Consider the following 19727-nt stretch of genomic DNA (forward strand, 5'->3'; position numbering starts at 1 on the left):
GGGCCGTGGACCGGCTCTTCTTCCCGCCCGCTTCCCAAGGGAGCCGGGCAGGGCTCCCTGAAGTGAGGCCGCTCACCCTGTCCGTGACCCTGGGGGGGAGGGGACTTCCACAAGGGGTACCCGGAAATGGTAGGAATCCACTTGTGATGCTGCTCCTCATGGGAGGTTGGTAGATGACGCGGAATCGGCTTTTGATTGGCCTGGGACTGGTGTCCCTGGGCGCCCTCTCTTCCTCGTGCCGCCGCGAGTCGCCCGCGCCCGAGCCCGCGCCGACCGTCGCCGCGGCCCCCGCGCCCGAGGCCGTGCCGGCCGCTGCCCCGGAGCCCGCGAAGCCCAAGATGAGCCACGAGAAGCTCGTCTCCTTCTTCCGCCTGTCCGCCGCGGCCAAGGCCATCAAGCCGCCCGCTGACACTCCGGCGCAGGTGGCGCTCGGGCAGAAGCTCTTCTTCGAGAAGCGCCTCTCGAAGAACCACGACATCTCCTGCAACAGCTGCCATGACCTGGCCACTTTCGGCGTGGACGGCAAGCCCACCTCCGAGGGCCACAAGGGCCAGAAGGGCAACCGCAACGCGCCCACCGTCTTCCACGCCGCGGGCCACGTCGCCCAGTTCTGGGACGGACGCGCCGCCACGCTCGAGGATCAGGCCGCGGGCCCGATGATGAACCCGTTGGAGATGGCCATGCCGGGCGACAAGCGCGTGCTGGCCACGCTCAACTCCATTCCGCAGTACGTGGCCGAGTTCAAGACGGCCTTCCCCGCGGACAAGAAGGCCGTGAGCGTGACGAACGCCGCGCGCGCCATCGCCGCCTTCGAGCGCAAGCTCCTCACCACCTCGCGCTTCGACCTGTTCCTCGCGGGCGACGAGAAGGCGCTCACCGAGCAGGAGCGGCGCGGGCTGGAGCTCTTCGCCTCCTCGGGCTGCACCACGTGCCACAACGGGCCGTCGGTGGGCGGCACCTCCTTCCAGAAGCTGGGCGTCATGGAGGACTACCCCACCGAGGACCAGGGGCGCTTCGCGGTGACGAAGAACGAGGAGGATCTGCGCAAGTTCCGCGTGCCCACGCTGCGCAACGTGGAGAAGACGGGGCCCTGGTTCCACGACGGCTCCGTCACGGAGCTGCCCACGGCGGTGCGCCTCATGGGCAAGCACCAGCTCGGCATGACCTTCACCGACGCCGAGGTGGATGACATCGTGGCCTTCCTCAAGAGCCTCACCGGCGAGCTGCCCGGCTCCGGACTGCTCTCGCCGCCCGAGCTGCCGCCGAGCACGGCCGCCACGCCGAAGCCGGATCCGACGTAAAGCTCGCCTCCCGGCCAGGGGGGCGCTAGGAGAGGAGGGTTATGAACACCCTCCTCTCCATCCATTCGTACCTGCGCTACCTCGTCCTGCTCGTGGGCGTCGTCGCCGTCGCCTACTACGCCTTCGGGCTCGCCACGAAGCGTCCGGTGGACAAGCTCGTGCGCATCCTGGGCTCCAGCTTCGCGGGCCTGCTCGACACGCAGATTCTTCTCGGCATCATCGGAGTGGCCATGGGCCGCTACTTCCCGGCGCTCATCGGGCACATCGTGATGATGGTGCTGGCGGCCGGTCTGGCCCACGCGCTGCTGGTGATGAACCGCAAGCGCCCCAACCCTGGCTATCTGCTGCCCCTCATCGGCGTGGGTGGGGCGCTCGTGCTGGTCGCGGGCGGCATCTTCGCCATCGGCCGTGGCCTGCTGAGCGGCGTCTACCTCTGACAAGACGGATACGGGCGGCATGGTGTCGAGTGTCGAGTGGGGCCTGCTGTTCCTCGCCTCCCTGTGCTTCGCGGTCGGCGGAACGTTCATGAAGCTCTCGGAGGGAGTGACACGTCCGCTTCCGACGCTGGCCTTCCTGGTGCTGTTCCTGCTCGGGGCCCTGCTCCAGGCCTTCGCGATGCGCAGGGCGGATCTCGGCGTCGCCTACATCGCGGTGCTCGGACTGGAAGCGGCCCTGACGCTCGTCTTCAGCGTCACGCTCTTCCGGGAGGGCCTGTCGCCCGCTCGCGTCCTGGCGGTGGCGCTCATCCTCGCGGGGGTCGTCCTGCTGCGCCGGACATAGTCCGCGGCTCGTGCGGGCTCCCTACAGCGCCGCGATCACGAGCGGTGCCGCCGTGAGCCGCACCACCTCGACCAGGGGGCCCCAGCGCCTGCCCTCCAGCACTCCGCCCAGTCCTCCCATCGAGGCCAGGAACCAGGCCGCGAACACGAGCTTCACGGACTGGGACAGCGAGGCACTTCGGACCAGGAACAGCACCGTGACGAGCAACGTCAGTGCCCCCACTCCGCCGACGTAGAGCGCCACCCGGCGCGAGGCGCGCACGTCGAACCGGGGCCGGCCCGATACGACCTCGGGGACGGAAGCGCCTGTCCCGGGCGGGCGCCACTCGGGCGGCATGACCCAGAGCTTGAGCTTGTCCATCAGCCGGGGAGTCTCGCCGCAGAGGGCCACGAGCTCGCGGAAGGGAGCCAGGGCGGCCACCAGCGGGTTGAACGTGCGGACCGGCTTGACCGTGCCGTAGGTGACGGGCTCCTCCTCGGGCTCGAAGGTGCCGAACAGCCGGTCCCAGACGATCAACATGCCGCCGTGGTTCTTGTCCAGGTAGCGACCGTTGCAGGCATGGTGCACGCGGTGGTGCGAGGGTGTCACGAGGACCCACTCGAGGGGCCCGAGCTTGCCGATCAACTCGGTATGTACCCAGAACTGGTAGAGCGTGTTGATCGCCGCCGCCGTGGCGAACATGGCCGGGGGAAAGCCGAGCAGGGCGAGCGGCAGGTAGAAGACGCGCGAAACGAGCGGCTGGATGGGTCCCTGTCGGAGGGCCACGGCCAGGTTGTAGTCCTCGCTCTGGTGGTGTGGTGCGTGCGCCGCCCAGGCCAGGTTCATGCGGTGCGAGGCGCGGTGGAACCAGTAGTAGCAGAAGTCCACGCCGAGCAGCAGGCCCGCCCAGGCCAGCGCCGAGGAGGACGGGATATCGAAGAGCCGGCGGGCGTGGAGGGCCAGGTAGGCACCGGCCAGCAGCCCCACGGCCACGACGGTGAAGACCGTCTGTGCGGAGCCCAGGGCGAGGTTGGTGAAGACATCCGGGCCTCGGAACACGCGCCGGCCACGGAGGCGCCCGCCCAGCCACTCGATGCCCATCAGGAGGAAGAAGAGGGGGATGGACAGTGTGATGAGGCCCATGGCGGACCTGGAGTCTACCGCGAGCGTTCCCTTCCGAGCCCCTCCCGCTTCAGTCTGACACCCAGCGCCGCCGCCGCCAGGGCGATGAGCGCACCGACGGTGAAGGGCGCACTGGCGCCGAGGGAGGAGTAGAGCGCGCCACTGGCCACCGGCCCGACGGTGCGCGCGAGCCCTCCCGAGGACTGGGCCAGGCCGAGCGTCAGTCCGAGATAGGACGGGTTCGCCGCCTGGGAGGCGAGGCTCGCCAGGAGGGGCTGGATGAGGCCCATGCCCGTGCCGAGCACGGCCACGGCTCCGACCAGCGGGACGGGTTGGTGGGCGAGGCTCACCCCCACCATGCCGGCGGACACGAGCAGCGCGCCGATGACGAGCAGGCGCACCTCGCCCAGGGCGTGCGACAAGGGGCCGATGAGCCCGCCCTGGATGATGAGCCCCAGCCCGCCCAACAGCGCGAAGATGTAGCCCACCTCCTTCGAGCCCCAGCCGAGGCGCGTCTGGGCGAGGAGGGCGAGGGCCACCTGGAGCGTCGTCATCGCGAGGAAGACGAGGAAGTAGAGCACCATCACGAGCACCAACGCGCGTCGCCGCGGTGTCTCCCGGAGCACGCTCGACCGCGAGGGCGGCTTCGAGGTGGAGCGGGCCTCGGGCGGGTGCGTCTCGGGCATGGCCACCAGCACGCCGAGCGCCCCCAGCAGGGCGAGTGCTCCGGCCGCGAGCGGAGGCAGCCAGACCCCCCCCTCCGCGAGCAGGCCACCGAACATGGGGCCCAGGACGAGTCCCAGGCCGATGCCGGCTCCGAGCCGGCCCATCGTCCGCGCGCGGGTATCGGGCGTGGAGATGTCCGCGAGGGTGGCCTGGCAGGCCGCGAGGTTTCCCGAGGTGGCGCCCGCGAGGATGCGCGAGGCGAAGAGGAGCGGGAGCAGGAGCAGGTGGCTGGCCAGGGCGAAGAGGCCCATGGCGAACGCGTTGGCCAGGAGGCTGAGCAGGATGACGTGCCGGCGTCCGTGCCGGTCCGAGCGTCTCCCGAGAAGGGGAGTGGCGAGGAGCTGGGCGAAGGAGAAGCAGCCGAGGAGCACGCCCACCGTCCGCGCCGAGCCGCCCATCGACTGCACGTAGAAGGGCAGGAGCGGGATGACGATGCCAAAGCCCACCAGGTCGAGGAACACCGTGAAGAAGACGAGCGCCTCGACTCGGCGGAACTGCCCTGGGGGCGTGGGGGCCATGGGCCCACTCTAGGTCGCCGACCAGGCATCCGGGCAGATGAAGCGGCTGGAGGCGCGCTTCCTGGAGCCATCGACTTCGTTGAAGCGCAACCCTTGCGTCCGGACGCAGCCCTTGCACCCGGAAGCCCCATGGGAAGGGAGGGTCCAGAGGGCCCGCGGCGCTGGCACGGTGCTTGGAATGGCAATGCTCCGTGTCCCCGTCCCTGGAAATACCCACGCCTTCCGAGGAGCTGATGCGGCGGTACAACGTCGCCGGCCCCCGGTACACCAGCTACCCCACCGCTCCCGAGTGGCGACCCGAGTTCGGCACGGAGGACTACGCCGAACGGCTCGACGCGGCTGGAACTGTTGGGGCCGATGAACCCCTCTCCCTGTACGTCCACCTGCCGTTCTGCCGCAGCCTCTGCTGGTACTGCGGGTGCAACGTGGTCATCTCCAAGGACCGGAGCGCGGCGGACGCCTACATCGACCACGTCCTCCAGGAGTTGGAGCAGGTGGTGGGACGGCTTGGCCCCCGGCGCAAGCTGTCCCAGGTGCACTGGGGCGGCGGTACGCCCACGTTCCTCTCCGAGCCGCAACTCGAGCGTCTGTGGAGCGGGCTCACCCGGCACCTCTCTCCGGTAGCGGACGCGGAGGTGTCCATCGAGGTCCACCCGGCCGTCACCACCCCGGAGCAGCTCTCCCTGCTGCGGCAGCTCGGCTTCAACCGCATCTCCATGGGACTTCAGGACTTCGATCCGAAGGTGCAGGCGGTGACCAACCGCCTCCAGCCCTTCGAGCAGACGCGGGCCCTGCTGGAGCACGCGCGGGGCCTGGGCTTCTCGGGCGTGAACTTCGACCTCATCTATGGGCTGCCGTACCAGAACCCGGAGAGCTGGGCGCGCACGCTGGAGCAGGTGCTGTCACTGCGGCCGGACCGCCTCGCCGTCTACTCCTTCGCCTTCATCCCGGACGTGCTGAAGCACCAGAAGCGCATGCCCGCCGAGGCGCTGCCGGATGCCCAGACGAAAATGGGGCTGTTCCGCTCGGCCTGGGAGGCCTTCGTGGAGGCGGGGTACCGGCCCATCGGCATGGACCACTTCGCCGTGCCCGAGGACGAGCTGGCCCGAGCCCAGGAGCGGCGCGCGCTGGGACGCAACTTCCAGGGCTACACGGTGAAGGCGGCCTCGGACGTGGTGGCCTTGGGCGCCACCGGCATCAGCGACGTGGGCGGGGCCTACGCGCAGAACGTCCGCGCCCTGCCGTATTACTACGAGCGCGTCCGCGAGGGCCGCTTCGCCACCGAGCGAGGCATCCGGCTCACCGAGGATGACCGTCGTCGCCGGGGCATCATCACCCAGCTCATGTGCAACTTCTGGGTGGACCTGGGCGAGGACGGCACGGGCGACTTCACGGAGGAGTTGGAGCGGCTCGCGCCGCTGGAAGACGATGGGCTGGTACGTCGGGAGGGGACCCAGCTCGAGGTAACCCCCTTGGGGCGGCTGTTCGTGCGCAACGTGGCGATGGTGTTCGACACCTACCTGCGCCGGAGCGAGCGGCCCCGTTTCTCTCGGACGGTGTGAACATGGACGCCATCGACATCCTGATGAACGAGCATCGCCACATCGAGCGTGTCATCGATGTGCTCGAGCGGTCCGTGGCATACGGACGGGGCGGGGGGGACGTCTCCCCGGTGCTGTTCGAGCGGGCCGCGCACTTCCTCCTCACCTTCGTGGATGGCAGCCACGACGCGAAGGAAGGCGAGGTCTTCCAGGCCATCACCTCGCGGGGGCTACCGTTGGGCGAGGGGGTGCTGGCGGCGCTCTCCGGTCAGCACGTGCTGGGGCGGGAGCTGGCGGAGGAGCTGCGCGAGATGGTACGGGCGGTGATGCGGGGCGAGAAGGAGCGCGAGGAGATGTACGCGCTCGCGGAGCGCTACGTACGCCTGCACCGGGGCCACACGGAGGTGGAGGAGGGGCGCTTCTTCCCACTGGTGCGGCGGTTGCTGCCCGTGGACGTGATGGAGCGGGTGCGGGCGAAGTTCGCGCGCATCGAGGCCGCGCACGGCTCGCTGGCCGAGGCGGCGGATGCGCTGGAGCTGGCCTTTCCGCTGCCGGCCACCGCCCCGCGCTGGGTGAACGGTGGGAGAACCCATCAACCGTGGGGTGGGCGAGGCGCGCCATGAAGCGCATCCTGGTGGTGGACAGCGAGCCGGTGGCCACGGGGGCGCTGTGTGACCTCCTGTCGATGGATGGGTATGCCGCCGTGGGCTCCTGCGGGGCGGAGGAGGCCATGAATCGCCTGCGCAGCGAGTTCTTCGACGCGCTCATCACCGACGTGGAGCTGCCTGGAGGACACGGGCTGGAGGTGATTCGCACGGCGCGCAAGGCTCGGCCGGGCACCCCGGTGCTGCTGGTGACGGGGCATGTGAACTCGCTGGCGTCCGCGGCCGCCGTGTCCCTGGGCGTGTGCCGGGTGCTGGGCAAGCCGCTACGCTACGAGACGCTCATCTCCGAGCTACAGACCTGCATCAAGGGCCGCTGAGCGTCACGGGCCGTGAACCCATCCCAAGAGTGGGAAAGGCCCCCGGAATGGATGTCCGGGGCCCCCGGTTGATTCTCCAGCCGACAGTCGCGGGGATTCTTTGGGATACTTTCGGAGGACCCCCTGGGCTTTCGCCTCGAAACGTGACAAACGGCAATGGCCGCACTCCCGCAGGGATCGGCCTCCGGCTCAACTCATGATGCCGGACAAGAAAGAAGACGAGTAAATGGCAATCGGTACCGTGAAGTGGTTCAACGACGCGAAGGGCTTTGGGTTCATCACGCAGGACGGCGGGGGCGAGGACCTCTTCTGCCACCACAGCGCGATCCAGTCCCAGGGCTTCCGCTCCCTCCAGGAAGGGCAGAAGGTCGAGTTCGACGTCGCCCGCGGCCCCAAGGGCCTCCAGGCGCAGAACGTCCGCCCGGTCTGACGAGCGCGTCCAGCTTTAGAAAAGGCCCGACCTCCTCGTGAGGTTGGGCCTTTTTCATTTGGGTACATCGGCGTTGCGCGGCGCCCCCCTGGGGCGTAGGGAATCGCATCTCCCATGTCCGCGCTCGCCCAACTGCTCGAAGCTGTTCGCAAGGAAGCCCGCCCCGGAATCTGGTCCAACGGGGTGAACCTCTCCCGTGCCGGTGCCGTCTCGCTCCAGGCCCAGGGCCCGAATGAGCTGGAGCTCCGGGTGAAGGCAGCGGGGCGCCCGGTTGCCCTCACGGTCATCCTGTACCCGGGCGACGAAGCCTGGGAGTGCGACTGCCCCAGCCGGGTGGATCCGTGCGAGCACGTCGTGGCGGCGGTCCTCTTCGTTCAGCAGGCGGAGAAGCAGGACAAGCCCCTGGAGACGATCGCGAACCGGTTGTCCCGCGTGGTGTACCGGTTCACCCGCGTCTCGGGAGGGCTGGAACTCCACCGTGCGCTCGCTCACCCGGACGGGACGGAGGAGCCCCTCGAGGAGAGTCTCGCCTCCCTGGTCGCGAAGCCGGTGAAGGCCGCGAAACTTCAGGTCGAGCAGTCGGACCTCCTCGCGGATCGTCTCCTGGAGCGCCGTACGCGTGGGGCACTTCCTCCCGAGAGGCTGGACGCGCTGCTCCAGGTGCTCCAGCAGGCGCGGAACGTCCTGCTCGATGGGCAGCCCGTTGCCGTCTCGGAAGAGGTCGTCGTCCCACGGGCGCTCGTCGAGGACCGTGGTGCGCAGCTGGTGGTGACGGTGATGCGCGATCCCCGCATCGTGGAGGTCGTGAGTCCGGGCGTCGCGTTGTGCGGCGATGCGCTGGCCCGTCTGGGTGAGACCTCGACGACGGGAGCGTGGCTCCAGAACCTTCCAATCGTCCGCACCTTCCCATCCGAGCAGATGGGGGAAATCTCCTCGAAGGTGCTCCCGGAGCTGGGCCGTCGCATGCCGGTCGAGGTCCGCAGCCGGCGCCTGCCGCCCATCGACCGCGAGTTGAAGCCGCGCGTCCTGCTGGAGCTCAATCAACTGGAGTCGGGGCTGTCCGTCCTGCCCACGCTCGTCTACGGGGCGCCGCCGTCGGTGCGAATCGACAATGGGCGGATGGTCTACCTGCGCGGGGCCGTGCCTCTGCGCGATGAAGCGGCCGAACAGCGGCTCATCCATCAACTCCGGGACGAGCTGAATCTGGTGCCCGGACGGCGGTTGACCGTGCAGGGCCAGGAGATGGTGCGCTGGGCGGACAAGCTCCGGCGCTGGCGAGGGGACCTTTCCGGAGACGCGGCGGGCCTCGTGAGCCCGAACGTCCAACTCCGACCCTCCCTCCGGGTGGAATCCGCTGCCTCCGGGCCGGGTGTTCCCGAGGTGCGCTTCACGCTCGAGTTCCAGGTGGAAGGAGAGAAGGGCGAAACGCGGACCGTGGACGCGGCGGCGGTCCTCCGGGCGTGGACGGAGGGGCTGGGGCTCGTGCCGCTAGATGGAGGAGGTTGGGCGCCGCTGCCTCGGGCCTGGCTGGACAAGAACGGACAGCGCGTCGCGGATCTGCTGGCCGCGCGGCAGGCGGATGGCCGGGTCTCCAACCACGCCCTGCCGGAATTGAGCGCGCTGTGTGAGTCGCTCGAGCAGCCGCCTCCGCCGGGACTCGACCGGCTGGCGCCGCTGATCGACGGCTTCGAGAAGCTCCCGCCACCGAGCCTGCCGGGAGATCTCTCCGCCACGCTGCGCTCCTACCAGCAGCAGGGCGTGAGCTGGCTCGGCTTCCTCCGGGGCGCGGGGCTCGGGGGAATCCTCGCCGACGACATGGGCCTCGGGAAGACGCTCCAGACGCTGTGCGTGCTGGGTCCTCGCTCCCTCGTCGTGTGCCCCACCAGTGTGCTTCCGAACTGGGCCGCGGAGCTCAAGCGCTTCCGCCCGTCGCTCAAGGTGTGCGTGTACCACGGGCCCGGTCGTGCCCTGGACGAGGCCGCCGATGTGACGCTCACGACGTATTCCATCATGAGGCTGGACGCGGCCGTGCTCGGAGGGCGCACCTGGGACGCGCTCGTGTTGGACGAGGCCCAGGCCATCAAGAATCCGGAGAGCCAGGTGGCGCGCTCGGCCTTCGGGCTCAAGGCCAACTTCCGTCTGGCGCTGAGCGGAACGCCCCTCGAGAACCGGCTGGAGGAACTCTGGAGCTTGATGCACTTCACGAACCCGGGCCTGCTTGGTGGACGGAGGCAGTTCGAGGAGCGGCTGGCCCGGCCGATCACCGAGGGGAATGCCGAGGCGGCGGACCGGCTGCGCAAGCGCATCCGGCCCTTCGTGCTGAGGCGCCTCAAGCGGGATGTCGCGCCCGAGCTGCCGCCGCGCACCGAGTCCGTGATGCACGTATCGCTGGATGAGCGCGAGCGTGCCGTCTACGACGCGGTGATGGCGGCGACGCGCGCGGAAGTGGTCGCCCTGCTGAACGAAGGGGGCAGCGTGCTGAAGGCGCTGGAGGCCCTGCTCCGACTTCGCCAGGCGGCCTGCCACCCGGCGCTCGTTCCGGGCCAGCAGGCCAACTCGTCGTCGAAGGTGCAGACCCTCGTCGAGGCCCTGAGTACCGCCGTGTCGGAGGGGCACAAGGCGCTGGTGTTCTCGCAGTGGACCTCGCTGCTCGACCTGCTCGAACCGCATCTCAAGGCGAGCGGAATCGCCTTCGACCGCCTGGATGGCACGACGACCAATCGAGGAGAGATCACCTCGCGGTTCCAGGCACCGGAGGGAGCGCCAGTGTTGTTGATGTCGCTCAAGGCGGGCGGAACCGGACTGAACCTCACGGCGGCGGACCATGTGTTCCTGATGGATCCGTGGTGGAACCCGGCGGTGGAAGCACAGGCGGCGGATCGTGCACACCGCATCGGACAGGAGCGTCCGGTGATGGTGTACCGGTTGGTGTCGCAGGGCACGGTGGAGGAGCGGATTCTCGGGCTTCAGGAGAAGAAGCGCGCGCTCTTCGAAGCGGCCCTCAGCGAAGCCTCGGCCGCGACGGCCATCACCCGCGAGGATCTGCTCCAGCTCTTCTCCTGAACCTCACCCCGGTTTCGGGGGACCCAGGCCCCTGCGGGAAGCACTCGTCTTCCGGTGTGGACGACCGTCTGACAGGGTGGATGCTCCTGGGAGGGGGCGGGGGCATGGTAAGGGGAGGAAAGCGCCTGATTTTCCAAGGCAATCGGACCTACCCGCCTGTACCGCACTGCTGGCTCATGCCCTGCAGTGCGCGAGTCTCATGAACCTACGAACCAAGTATCTCTTCCCACTGGTCCTGACGTGCTGTTTCGGTTGTATCAATGTCCCCGACATCGAGGAGCCGGGGACCCACCTGCCTGGAGCGGGAACCCATGACGGTTTCTCCCTGGGCATCTCCGGGTCCAGGCAAGCCAGCGTCCTCCAGGGCAACCTCCACACCTTCCAGCTGCTCCTCACGCGGAACGATGGCTTCAGCGACAGCGTTTCGGTCGGCCTGGTGAACCCGCCGGTGGGAATCTCTGCGCAGCCCGCCACGATTGCTTCTGGCAGCACAAGCGCATCCCTGACGGTAACGGTGGGCGCGAACGCGGATCCCGGAACCAAGATGCTCACGGTGCGAGCGATCTCGGGCTCGCAATCCCAGGACCTCACGGTGGAACTCACGGTGGTGCGGCTGGGCGATTCCCTGGTGAAGTGGATGAACCCCAGCCAGGGAGTGGTGTACGTGAAGGACTCGGTTCAGTTGCAGGTCGGGGTGGAAGGGACGCCGACGGACTTCGTTGAACTGCTGAAGGGGACAACCGTCTTGGCGCGGATTTCCGGGCCCTCGTACCAGTACACCTGGGATACGACCCAGGAGCCCGAGGGGAATTACCAACTCACGGCCCGTGCGACACAAGGTGGCAAGACGTTCACGAGTCCGGCGCTTACCGTCACGGTGGATCACACCGCGCCCACCGTGCAGACGCGTATGCCGGAGGCGGGTGCCTCCAATGTCTCCGTCCGCGAGAAGATCCGGGTGTCCTTTTCCGAAGCGTTGAAGGCCTCCACGGTGACTGACTCCTCGGTGGTGGTGAGCGCGGGGGGCACGAGCATTGCCAAGACGTTCTCCCTGTCCACGGATGGAAAGACGCTGACGGTGACCCCAACGGGTTCGCTGCCGGTTTCGAGCACGGTCACCGTCAACCTGGGGACTGCCACGGCCCCGCTGACGGACCTCGCGGGCAACATGGTGGCCTCGTCGGCCTCATGGTTGTTCTCGGTTCCCGCCTGGCTTCCCGTTGGAGGCGCCCTCAGTGCGGTTTCGGAGAACACTCCCGCCGAGAATGTGGCCATGAAGGTTGGAGAGGATGGCTATGCCGTGGTTGCCTGGACCGAGCCCGACGGCAGCGGGGTAAAGAGCATCTATGCCCGGCGATGGAACGGGACGACTTGGGAATCGCTGGACGGGGCACTGAGCGGAGTCACTGGAAATACCAACGCAGACATGCCCGCTCTGGCGATCACTCCCCAGAACCAGATCTATCTCGTGTGGCAGGAGGTTCAGTCCAATGGGACCAGCGTCAATCTCCATGGCAAGAAGTGGAGTGGGGCCTGGGAGGAGCTACCGGCGTTTGAATCATTGAGTGGCGCCAACAAGCGCACCCGTCCGGCTCTTGGGCTCGCCAATTCCAACACTCCTTTCGTTGCAATGACCTACTTCGATGGTGCAACGGCCTATCTGGATGCTCTGTATTGGCTGAATCCGACCTACAATGCTTGGACGGCTCAATTCAATGTTGAGCAGCCCAACACCGTTCATGATGTCGGGACCGTCCAGATTGCCACTGTGGTTGAGCAGAATGCGGAGGTTGTTGCGTATGATGCCTATTCTGATGCTCAAGGTGTCCGAGGAATTGCCGTACAAAGAGGTCCCTCCTCCTCCAGCCTTCTGGGTGGCGGAGTGGTCACCAGCCCGGCCAAGAGGAAGGCCACTCAGCCCTCGCTTGTGCTGGATGGGGCCGACAATCCATACATTGCCTGGCAGGAGTGCCCGGAGAGTTCCGACCAATCAGGCTGTGACATCTATGCAGCACGATGGGATGGCTCTGCGTGGTGGATGCTCGGCACGCTTGTCAGCAGTGGCTCGACGGACAGCACTGCTCCCTCGCTGGTGATGGGCAATGACGGGCGTCCCATCGTCGCCTGGAGTGGCTTCTCCTCCACGGAGCGGTCCATCCTGGTGAGCCGTTGGACGGGCAGCGAATGGCGTAGCCTGGGAGGACGCATCAGCGCTGTCACGGGGAGCAGCACGGCGGCTTTCAAGCCCACTCTGACCCTCGACAAGAGCGGTCAGCCAATGGTCGCCTGGCATGAGTCCGATGGCACGGCCTCCAACATCTACGTCTACCGCTACAATTACTAGCATCGCGGTCAGGGGTCCGATGAGGACGGATCCTCTCGTCCTCCCGTGAGAAGCGGGAAGGCTCGTTCGTGGCCTTCCCGCGTCGACGTTTCACGGCGCGTGGCTCGCTCGAAGGACACCACGCTCCGGGTCAGCGCTGGGAAACCCAACTCCCGGGAGAGTTGTTTGAGCTGCTGCCAGAACAGGGGCTCGGGTGGCACTGGCTCCAGGGTACCCACTCCAAGGGTGTTGTTGCTCTCTGAGGAGCCACGCAGCAGTGCACAGTCCTCGAAGGCCCTGGCGAAGGTCTCGATGCGCTCCGCCAAGCCTCGTGGTTCCTCGAACGCGATGTTGAGCACCCCGACTCCTCCGGGCGCGAGCCTGCGCCGGGCAGCTTCGAAGAAGGGGAACTCCTTCAGGTGGCCCGGTGTTCCATGCTCCGAGAAGGCATCGAGGAAGATGAGATCGTAATGAGGCCCCTCCTGTCCCAGGAAGCGGGCTCCGTCCTCCACCGCGATGCGGAGCCGGGAGTTCCCACGGAGGCTGAAGAAGCGCCGGGCTATCTCCACCACCACGGGGTTGATCTCCACCACGTCCACCACGACTCGAGGCAGGAGTTGGTGCAGCAGCATGGGGAAGGTTCCCCCGCCAAGGCCCACCACCAGCACGCGCGAGCGGCCCTGGGTGAAAGCCAGCCCGGCCATCGCCACGCGCACGTAGCTCAACGGCACCGCCAGGGGGTCGCTCTTGAGGAAGACACTCTGGCGCGAGCCATGTGGACTGTCGAAGCGGAGCGAACGCTCGTCGCCCTCGTCCACTACGAACACGGTGCCGAAAGGAGAGGGGGCCTCGTGGATGACCTCTGGCTTCGTTCCGGATCCCATGACTTTGTTCCGTTCCAGGACTCAGGGTACTTGGGCCAGCATCGCGGAAGGTGGGCCGCTTACCCTAGCGGTGCCCAGGAGCAGGCGAAGGGGCTTCCGAGGCAGGGAGGAAGCAAGTGCCCGTGTCGAAGCTTTTCCCACCAAGAAAGAATGGAATTCCATGCGAGCCTGGCCGCCTTTCGTGGGAGCGGCCATGCCTGACCGGCTTGGTGAGCCTCGCGAGGGAATCGAGGATACCAAAGATGGTGTAGAGGAGGCGCCATGGCCGACAAGCGCCGCTTCGACCTCTTCGCCCAATTCATCGTCGAGCGCTTCCCCGCTCCCCGCATCTTCGACATCGCGGGAGGGCAGGGGCGCTTGAACGAGGCCCTCTCACGCCTGGGGCGCGCCGTCACCACCTTCGACCTGCGGCACAAGCACCTGCCCGTACGCTACGCGCAGCGCATGTTCACGCTGGAGGAGCCGTGCGAGTGCGACCTGCTCGTGGGCATGCACCCGGACGGAGCGACGCGGATCATCATCGAGTACGCGGCCATGCATCGGCTGCCCTTCGCCGTGGTGCCGTGCTGCTCGGACAACAGCATGCCGTACAACCCGTGGCGGCGGCACCTGGCGGAACTGGCGCGCGAGCTCGGCTTCCCCACGGTGGAGGAGCACGTCCTCCCCATGGAGGGCCGCTCGCGCGTCATCTTCGGCGAGTTCCCCCGCTAGTCCCAGCCGCGGATGGTCACGCTCACTCGGCGCATCAGCAGCTCCAACTCCTGGCGGCGCAGCGTGGCCAGCACCCGGCCACCCACGATGGTGAGGCCTGTGAGCGTCATCACGAGGAAGCCGATGCGGTGGTCCCTCAGGCCCGCGTGTACGAGGGTGGCGGCCACGTCGAGCGTGAGGAACAGCGTTCCCAGCGCGAGGTAGGCGCGGATGTGCAGGGCCATGCCAGCGGCCACGCCCACCAGGCACGCCGCGCCGAACACGAAGGCATACGTCCCATCCGCCGCCTGCCCGAGCTGGAGCGTCAGCTTCGCCGCCGCGGGCACGTAGAGCAGCAGGCCTCCCACGATGCGCACCGCGTTCCTCGCCGCTCGCGGCAGGCTGCTCGTGAAGAGCTGGCCGAGCATCAACAGCAGCAGGCCGAGCGGCGCCAGGTACACCTCGAGGCCCTCCATGTCCGCCGAGAGCGCGCCGATGAGGAGCGCCACGTTGCAGGCAGTGGCCGCGAGCGAGCCGAACAGCCGGCTGCGCTCCACCGCGCCCAGCGCCGCGTACAGGAGGCCCGAGCCACCCGCGAGCAAGGCCGCCTCGCCCGTGGCCTCGCTGGGGAGCACCAGCGCCATGCCCACGGGCAGCAGCGCGGCGAATCGGCGTGTCGCCCGCTCCACCGGCGGAATGCCCGCCCGGCGTGCCAGCACCGTCACCCCCACCAGGACGAAGCCGAGCGCCAGTGCGAAGAGGGCATCGTGCTCGGGTCGCAGATCTCGGGCGTACAGGGCTCGCACGAGCGCGTACACGCCCACCACCGCCACCTGCACGAAGTACACGTGCCGGCCAGTCCGCTCACTCCACGCGCAGTGCAGGGACACCGCCACCACCAGCCCGATGGCCGCGCTCGCCAGCGGGAGTGCCCGCTCGTCCGGTGCGCTCATGAGCATCGCCGCCAGCGCGAGCAGTCCTCCCATCGAGATGAGCCACACGTCCCGGCCCCACCCGAGGCCCCGGGCGATGTCCTCGCGCCCGCTCCGCACCCCGACGTTGGCGACGTGGGCGAGCGCCGCCACTCCCGCCGTGCCGAGCGCCAGCGCCGCGCCGTGCAGCGAGAGGAGGGCACCGTAGGAGACCTGCTCCCGGAAACCGTCCGCGTCCGCCACGAGCCACACCGCGAGGCCGGACACGGCAGCGACTCCCCCCAGCAGCGAGGCCCATCCGGCTCCCAACCGCGACAGCGCGCCCTTCCACTGGTACGCGCCGACGAGCAGCGTGGCGGCGATGAGGGCCAGGGTCGTCGGCAGGGCAACGGATTGCGTCCAGAGTCCCGCGAGTCCATCCAGGACCTTGAACAGGAGGTTGGGGGCCGCGACCAGCGGCTCGGGTCGGCCGCCGGTGGCCAGGGCGTAGACCGTCGCGGCCAGGGCGTAGACCAGAGCACCCAGTTGGGCCCGGGCCCGCACCATGCCTTCGTCGAGCCCTCGCCAGCGGGCCACGCGTGGGCTCAAGGCGACCACCAGCAACCCCACCAGGGCGAGCACCGGCCCCGGCCAGGCGCCGAAGGTGTCCTCGCGGTGCGCCAGGGCGTGGACGAGCAGCAGGAGCCCCATGCCCAGCGCCAGGCGCCCCTGGGCCCGAGCCCAGCCCACGAGCAGCAACCCGGACCCGAGGGTGAGCGCGGCGGCCTCCAGCCCGGGTTGGAAGAAGGCCGCGAGGAAGACGAGCCACGCGGCGCGGCCCGACCAGCGGTTCAGCGCCTGGAGGAGCCGTGGACCGAGGGAGTCGGGCTCGGAGGTCAGGATCGGCCGGAGGGAGGAGAAGCGTACTCCCAACAAGCCCAGCACGAGCCCCGTGCCGGCATACACGAGCCCCGCGGCGGCGATGCCGATGAAGGCCTGGTACCACAGGTCGGGATGCGTCTCTCCGGCGGGCAACCACGCGAGGGGATTGAGCCACGTTACATTCTGGGCGAGCTCCCGCGACTCGGCGCGTACCCACTGCCCACCGGGAGGCGCCAAGGCCACCAGCGCATGTCCGAGCACGGTGTGATGGACGGCCCATAGCGCGGCCCCCGGAAGCCCGAGGAGCAGCCCCAGGTCGGCGAGGAACGGCGCCCGGAAGGAGAAGGCGAGCAACAACGCCAGGAGCGCGGCGCCCAGGAGCATGAGCGGCGGCACCACCGTCAGGGCGCGGGAGAGGACGGGCCCGCCGGCGAGCCACGCCCCCACCACGAGCACCACGCCCAACGCGGCCACTCCGCCGTGCGGGACGAGATGGTACACGCGGCCATGGCGCTCCTTTTCGAGGAGGCGCCCGAGCGCCGGTCCAAAGCGCCGCGTGGCGAGCGCCAGCAGCCAGAGTCCCACTCCAATGAGCGGGAGTCGCAGGGCGACGACATCGGGCGGCAGTGGGCGTCCCACGCGGTTGAGCACCGCCGTGAGCGCGATGAGGAGCCCCGCGGCGGCGAGCGTCCCCACGGAGCCCCGCAGGCGCCATGTGACGAAGCCTCGCGAGACGAAGGCGAGGACCGCGCTCCCGGTGAGAAGCACCCCCGCGAGAACGATTCGGGGACGCTCGCCCTCGTTCGGGAACGACATCCACCCCGTCAGGAAGGCGAGGACGACCGTGGCCACGAGGAAGGCCACGACGGCGAAGCCATCGGTGTAGAGGGGGAGACCCCGCTCGGGGAACGGCAGCCGGACCCACCCGAGCAGCCGCCGACCGTGCGGGGATTCCGTGGACTCTCCGGCCTCGCGTCCACGCAGGGCCGCGATGGCGGAGAAGCCGAGCACCAGGGCCGCGTAGAGCAGGGCCCGGTCGCTGGAGAGCGAGAGGAGGGTGCCGCTCATGCGGCAGAAGTGCACGACGGAGAGCGCGAGGCCCGACGCGGCCAGGGTACTGACGAGCCGGCTGCGGTCCCGCCTCGCGCGCAGCAGCAGGAGCGTCGAGATGAGCACGAGCGGCAGACACCCGAGCCCGGCATCCACGAGAACGGTGCCCGTGTTGACGACGCCCTCCACCCCACCCAAGGCGCGCAGGACACCCAGCGCGGCCATGGAGAGCGAGAGATCATCGAGGGGGAGGAGCGGGTTCGTCTTCCCCGTGCGGCGCATCCACGCGTCCTGGAGGATCCCGGCCACCCCGTAGAGGGCCGCCGCCAGGGTGAGCACGGTCAGCACCGTCCAATTCGCCGCGAGCACCTCGGCGGCGGAGATGGCTCCGAGGGCTCCGACGAGGAGCGCGAGGCCGCCCAGGTAGTGCAGGCCCCGAGAGCGATAACCCCCCGTGAGGTGCGCGGCCACGGCCACCAGCGCACCCGCGGCGACCTCGGGCCACCGCGCCCCCGTGCCCCATGCGGCGGTGACCCACACTGACAGGGACAGCGAGGCCACCGAGAGCACCACGCCCCAGGTCAGCAGCCAGAAGTGGAGGGCGCTCCGCTCACCCAGTCGGGCCACGGCGAGGAGTCCCGCTCCCACGGTGGCGAGGCCCACCATCCACCAGCCCGGCTCGGCTGGCAGTTCCAGGCGCGCGAGCAGCACACCGGCCAGCGCCGCGGCGAGCACCCCCGGGTGGACCAGCGCCCGGCGTCGGGGCTCCAGCACGAAGAAGGCCAGCGCCGCCGCGACCGGTGTGAAGGCCGAGGCGACATCCACCCACGGCGCCACCCCGGGCGACAGCGAGAAGGCCGAGAGCGCCCCGGCGAGCGCCCCGCAGGCCACCACCGCATGCGCGAGCGTCTCCACCACGGGCGCCGCCTGGGGATGGGCCTCGCGTGCCGAGGGCTGCATCGCCACACCCGCGACCACCGAGGCCAGCGCCACCGCCCAGAGCGTCATCCCCGCGAAGAGCGGGCTCCCCGGGGAGAGGGCATCGAAGCCCGAGGGCGCACTGGCGACGGAGAAGAGGGCCAGGGAGAGCGCTCCGTAGAGGCTCGTGGTGAGGACGGAGAGCCCGGCCCGGCTCTCCTGTTCCTTCCTGGCCCGCCACGCGGAGGCCCCGAGCGCCATCACCCCGACGAAGGCACAGAGGGTGCGCGTCCAGGGGGCGTCTCCCAGCGCCATCAAGGGCAGACCGGCCAGCAGCGAGGGGAGCAGGGCCACCCCGAGTGACACCGTGGAGGCCCCGTGCAGCAGGCGGCCCGTGGGCCTCAGCGTGAGGAGACACAAACCGGCGGCCACGGCGGAGACGGCTCCACCCAGCCCCGGGGCGAGGCCCACCAGGGAGGACAGCGCGACGAAGACGACGGGCAACAGCGCGATACCGATGCCCGCGAGGACCCTTCCGGCCGACGTCGAGCGCCGGGCGAGGAACACCCCCAGCCCGATGAACGCGGCGTGGTAGGCGAAGAGGGCGCTCGTGACGAGGAGCTGGCGGGGCACGCCGCCGAGCGCACGCCAGGCCTCGCGTACCCCCATGAGGGAGCCGCCGAGCACCAGCACCGCGCCGAGGAACCACCACACGTACTCGTGAAGCCGGGGCGTGTCGCCGCGCGCGCCGCCCGGAGCGTCATCGAGCGCCACCATGGCATCCAGCCCGTCGCCGAACGTGCCCGCGTCCCCACGCTGGAAGAGCGCCTGCCCCGAGTCCGAGGCAAGGCCGATGTCGTCCTCCACCTCGCGGGCCTCGCGCTCGGCCTCTCGCTCCGTGCGCGCCGCGTTCTCCAACGCCAGGAAGAACGTCTGACCCCAATCGGGGCGCCAGTCCTCGAGTTGCTCGAGCTTCTCGGCGAGGGCATCCGCCTTCTGCTCCAGGGCGCTCGCGTCCGCGAGCAGCGGGACGGCGAGGGCGCTCGCGACGGTGGCGCCATCGAGCGCCTCGGTGAGCCGGGTCGCGGTGAGCGGGTCGAGCAGCCGCGTGGCCTGCCAGTCGGAGATCCGCCGCTTCAGCTTCTCCTGGACGAGCATCTCCAGGTGGTCCCCGGTCGCGGGAATGAGTCTGACGCCGCAACTCGGGCACGTCTCGCTGGCGCTCTCATCGCGGAGTTCGGCACAGGCCAGGCAGATCATGGAGCCCCCATTTCCTTAACCCGAAGGGCCCGACGTGACAGGGTGGGTCGGCCCGAAGTGACGGATGACAGAGGGCCAGACTAGGCTTGTTGTGCACTTCACGAAAGGACCAACCCCCTCAAGGCGGGCCCGTCCAATAACGAGACCCCTGGAGCGAGCCGCCAGCCGACGCCCCGCGGGCTCGGCCGTGTGGGGCCCAGGGCCGATGCTTTTGGGTTCCAGCGTACCCATCCTCCTGTCGTGGCCGTGGAAATACCTGAGAGTGAGAGCGCCCGAAGGGAGCGGCTGCTGCACGCGCTTGAGAAGCTTCTCGAGCTGCCGGGGATCGAGCTTCGGTCCACGATGACCCAGGTGAGTGATTTCCTGA

At 69.0% G+C, this 19727-nt stretch carries 14 protein-coding genes; 10 read left to right on the forward strand and 4 right to left on the reverse strand.

Going from position 1 to position 19727, the window contains the following annotated elements; translation table 11 throughout:
* The first annotated feature begins 173 nt into the window (after positions 1 to 173).
* From VF794_RS18125 to VF794_RS18135, 3 genes are read left to right on the forward strand one after another with little or no spacing between them, the layout of a single operon-like run.
* Positions 174 to 1301, forward strand: a complete 1128-nt coding sequence (locus VF794_RS18125; RefSeq protein ID WP_331112073.1) for a cytochrome-c peroxidase — start codon at positions 174 to 176, stop codon at positions 1299 to 1301.
* A 41-nt stretch (positions 1302 to 1342) separates the two neighbouring features.
* Positions 1343 to 1738, forward strand: a complete 396-nt coding sequence (locus VF794_RS18130; protein ID WP_331112074.1) for a hypothetical protein — start codon at positions 1343 to 1345, stop codon at positions 1736 to 1738.
* A gap of 19 nt (positions 1739 to 1757) precedes the next feature.
* Positions 1758 to 2081 (forward strand): DMT family transporter, encoded by a 324-nt coding sequence (locus tag VF794_RS18135; protein ID WP_331112075.1) that lies wholly within the window; start codon positions 1758 to 1760, stop codon positions 2079 to 2081.
* Positions 2082 to 2102: 21 nt separating this feature from the next.
* Here VF794_RS18135 and VF794_RS18140 read toward each other — a convergent pair whose 3' ends face one another.
* A complete protein-coding gene (locus VF794_RS18140; protein WP_331112076.1) occupies positions 2103 to 3203 on the reverse strand; it encodes a sterol desaturase family protein in 1101 nt (366 codons plus the stop codon).
* 14 nt (positions 3204 to 3217) lie between these two features.
* On the reverse strand, positions 3218 to 4426 hold the full coding sequence (locus VF794_RS18145) for an MFS transporter (RefSeq protein ID WP_331112077.1): 1209 nt from the start codon (positions 4424 to 4426) through the stop codon (positions 3218 to 3220).
* 191 nt (positions 4427 to 4617) lie between these two features.
* On the opposite strand from VF794_RS18145, the gene hemN reads away from it, so the two are divergent.
* The 6 genes from hemN to VF794_RS18175 all read left to right on the forward strand — a co-directional run bounded on the left by hemN (position 4618) and on the right by VF794_RS18175 (position 12786).
* A complete protein-coding gene (gene hemN / locus VF794_RS18150) occupies positions 4618 to 5988 on the forward strand; it encodes an oxygen-independent coproporphyrinogen III oxidase (protein ID WP_331112079.1) in 1371 nt (456 codons plus the stop codon).
* A 2-nt stretch (positions 5989 to 5990) separates the two neighbouring features.
* The gene (locus VF794_RS18155) at positions 5991 to 6590 is read left to right on the forward strand and encodes a hemerythrin domain-containing protein (protein ID WP_331112081.1); all 600 of its coding nucleotides are present in this window, start codon (positions 5991 to 5993) and stop codon (positions 6588 to 6590) included.
* The gene (locus VF794_RS18160) at positions 6587 to 6949 is read left to right on the forward strand and encodes a response regulator (protein WP_331112083.1); all 363 of its coding nucleotides are present in this window, start codon (positions 6587 to 6589) and stop codon (positions 6947 to 6949) included. The genes VF794_RS18155 and VF794_RS18160 overlap by 4 nt, the downstream gene beginning before the upstream one ends.
* A 226-nt stretch (positions 6950 to 7175) precedes the next feature.
* Positions 7176 to 7379 carry a cold-shock protein gene (locus VF794_RS18165; protein WP_331112085.1) on the forward strand — a complete coding sequence of 68 codons (204 nt, stop codon included), beginning with the start codon at positions 7176 to 7178 and terminating at the stop codon, positions 7377 to 7379.
* A 114-nt stretch (positions 7380 to 7493) separates the two neighbouring features.
* Complete coding sequence (locus VF794_RS18170) at positions 7494 to 10442, forward strand: DEAD/DEAH box helicase (protein ID WP_331112087.1); 2949 nt, start codon at positions 7494 to 7496, stop codon at positions 10440 to 10442.
* Between the two features lie 199 nt (positions 10443 to 10641).
* Positions 10642 to 12786: an Ig-like domain-containing protein gene (locus VF794_RS18175; protein WP_331112088.1), complete on the forward strand. Its 2145-nt coding sequence runs from the start codon at positions 10642 to 10644 to the stop codon at positions 12784 to 12786.
* Between the two features lie 8 nt (positions 12787 to 12794).
* On the opposite strand, the gene VF794_RS18180 is transcribed toward VF794_RS18175, so the two are convergent.
* Positions 12795 to 13649 (reverse strand): fused MFS/spermidine synthase, encoded by an 855-nt coding sequence (locus VF794_RS18180; RefSeq protein ID WP_331112090.1) that lies wholly within the window; start codon positions 13647 to 13649, stop codon positions 12795 to 12797.
* Positions 13650 to 13910: 261 nt separating this feature from the next.
* On the opposite strand from VF794_RS18180, the gene VF794_RS18185 reads away from it, so the two are divergent.
* Entirely contained in the window at positions 13911 to 14360 is a 450-nt protein-coding gene (locus VF794_RS18185) for a hypothetical protein (protein ID WP_331112092.1), read from the forward strand.
* Here the strand turns inward: VF794_RS18185 and VF794_RS18190 are convergent.
* Positions 14357 to 19360 (reverse strand): hypothetical protein, encoded by a 5004-nt coding sequence (locus VF794_RS18190; protein WP_331112094.1) that lies wholly within the window; start codon positions 19358 to 19360, stop codon positions 14357 to 14359. The genes VF794_RS18185 and VF794_RS18190 overlap by 4 nt on opposite strands.
* Between the last annotated feature and the right edge of the window lie 367 nt (positions 19361 to 19727).

The sequence above is a fragment of the Archangium sp. genome (assembly GCF_036389735.1).
GTDB lineage: Bacteria > Myxococcota > Myxococcia > Myxococcales > Myxococcaceae > Archangium.

What these genes read in the sequence shown, in the direction of transcription:
- VF794_RS18125 (WP_331112073.1), top strand. Translation starts at nt 174, where the DNA reads ATGACGCGGAATCGGCTTTTGATTGGCCTGGGACTGGTGTCCCTGGGC.
- VF794_RS18130 (WP_331112074.1), top strand. Translation starts at nt 1,343, where the DNA reads ATGAACACCCTCCTCTCCATCCATTCGTACCTGCGCTACCTCGTCCTG.
- VF794_RS18135 (WP_331112075.1), top strand. Translation starts at nt 1,758, where the DNA reads ATGGTGTCGAGTGTCGAGTGGGGCCTGCTGTTCCTCGCCTCCCTGTGC.
- VF794_RS18140 (WP_331112076.1), bottom strand. Translation starts at nt 3,203, where the DNA reads ATGGGCCTCATCACACTGTCCATCCCCCTCTTCTTCCTCCTGATGGGC.
- VF794_RS18145 (WP_331112077.1), bottom strand. Translation starts at nt 4,426, where the DNA reads ATGGCCCCCACGCCCCCAGGGCAGTTCCGCCGAGTCGAGGCGCTCGTC.
- VF794_RS18155 (WP_331112081.1), top strand. Translation starts at nt 5,991, where the DNA reads ATGGACGCCATCGACATCCTGATGAACGAGCATCGCCACATCGAGCGT.
- VF794_RS18160 (WP_331112083.1), top strand. Translation starts at nt 6,587, where the DNA reads ATGAAGCGCATCCTGGTGGTGGACAGCGAGCCGGTGGCCACGGGGGCG.
- VF794_RS18165 (WP_331112085.1), top strand. Translation starts at nt 7,176, where the DNA reads ATGGCAATCGGTACCGTGAAGTGGTTCAACGACGCGAAGGGCTTTGGG.
- VF794_RS18170 (WP_331112087.1), top strand. Translation starts at nt 7,494, where the DNA reads ATGTCCGCGCTCGCCCAACTGCTCGAAGCTGTTCGCAAGGAAGCCCGC.
- VF794_RS18175 (WP_331112088.1), top strand. Translation starts at nt 10,642, where the DNA reads ATGAACCTACGAACCAAGTATCTCTTCCCACTGGTCCTGACGTGCTGT.
- VF794_RS18180 (WP_331112090.1), bottom strand. Translation starts at nt 13,649, where the DNA reads ATGGGATCCGGAACGAAGCCAGAGGTCATCCACGAGGCCCCCTCTCCT.
- VF794_RS18185 (WP_331112092.1), top strand. Translation starts at nt 13,911, where the DNA reads ATGGCCGACAAGCGCCGCTTCGACCTCTTCGCCCAATTCATCGTCGAG.
- VF794_RS18190 (WP_331112094.1), bottom strand. Translation starts at nt 19,360, where the DNA reads ATGATCTGCCTGGCCTGTGCCGAACTCCGCGATGAGAGCGCCAGCGAG.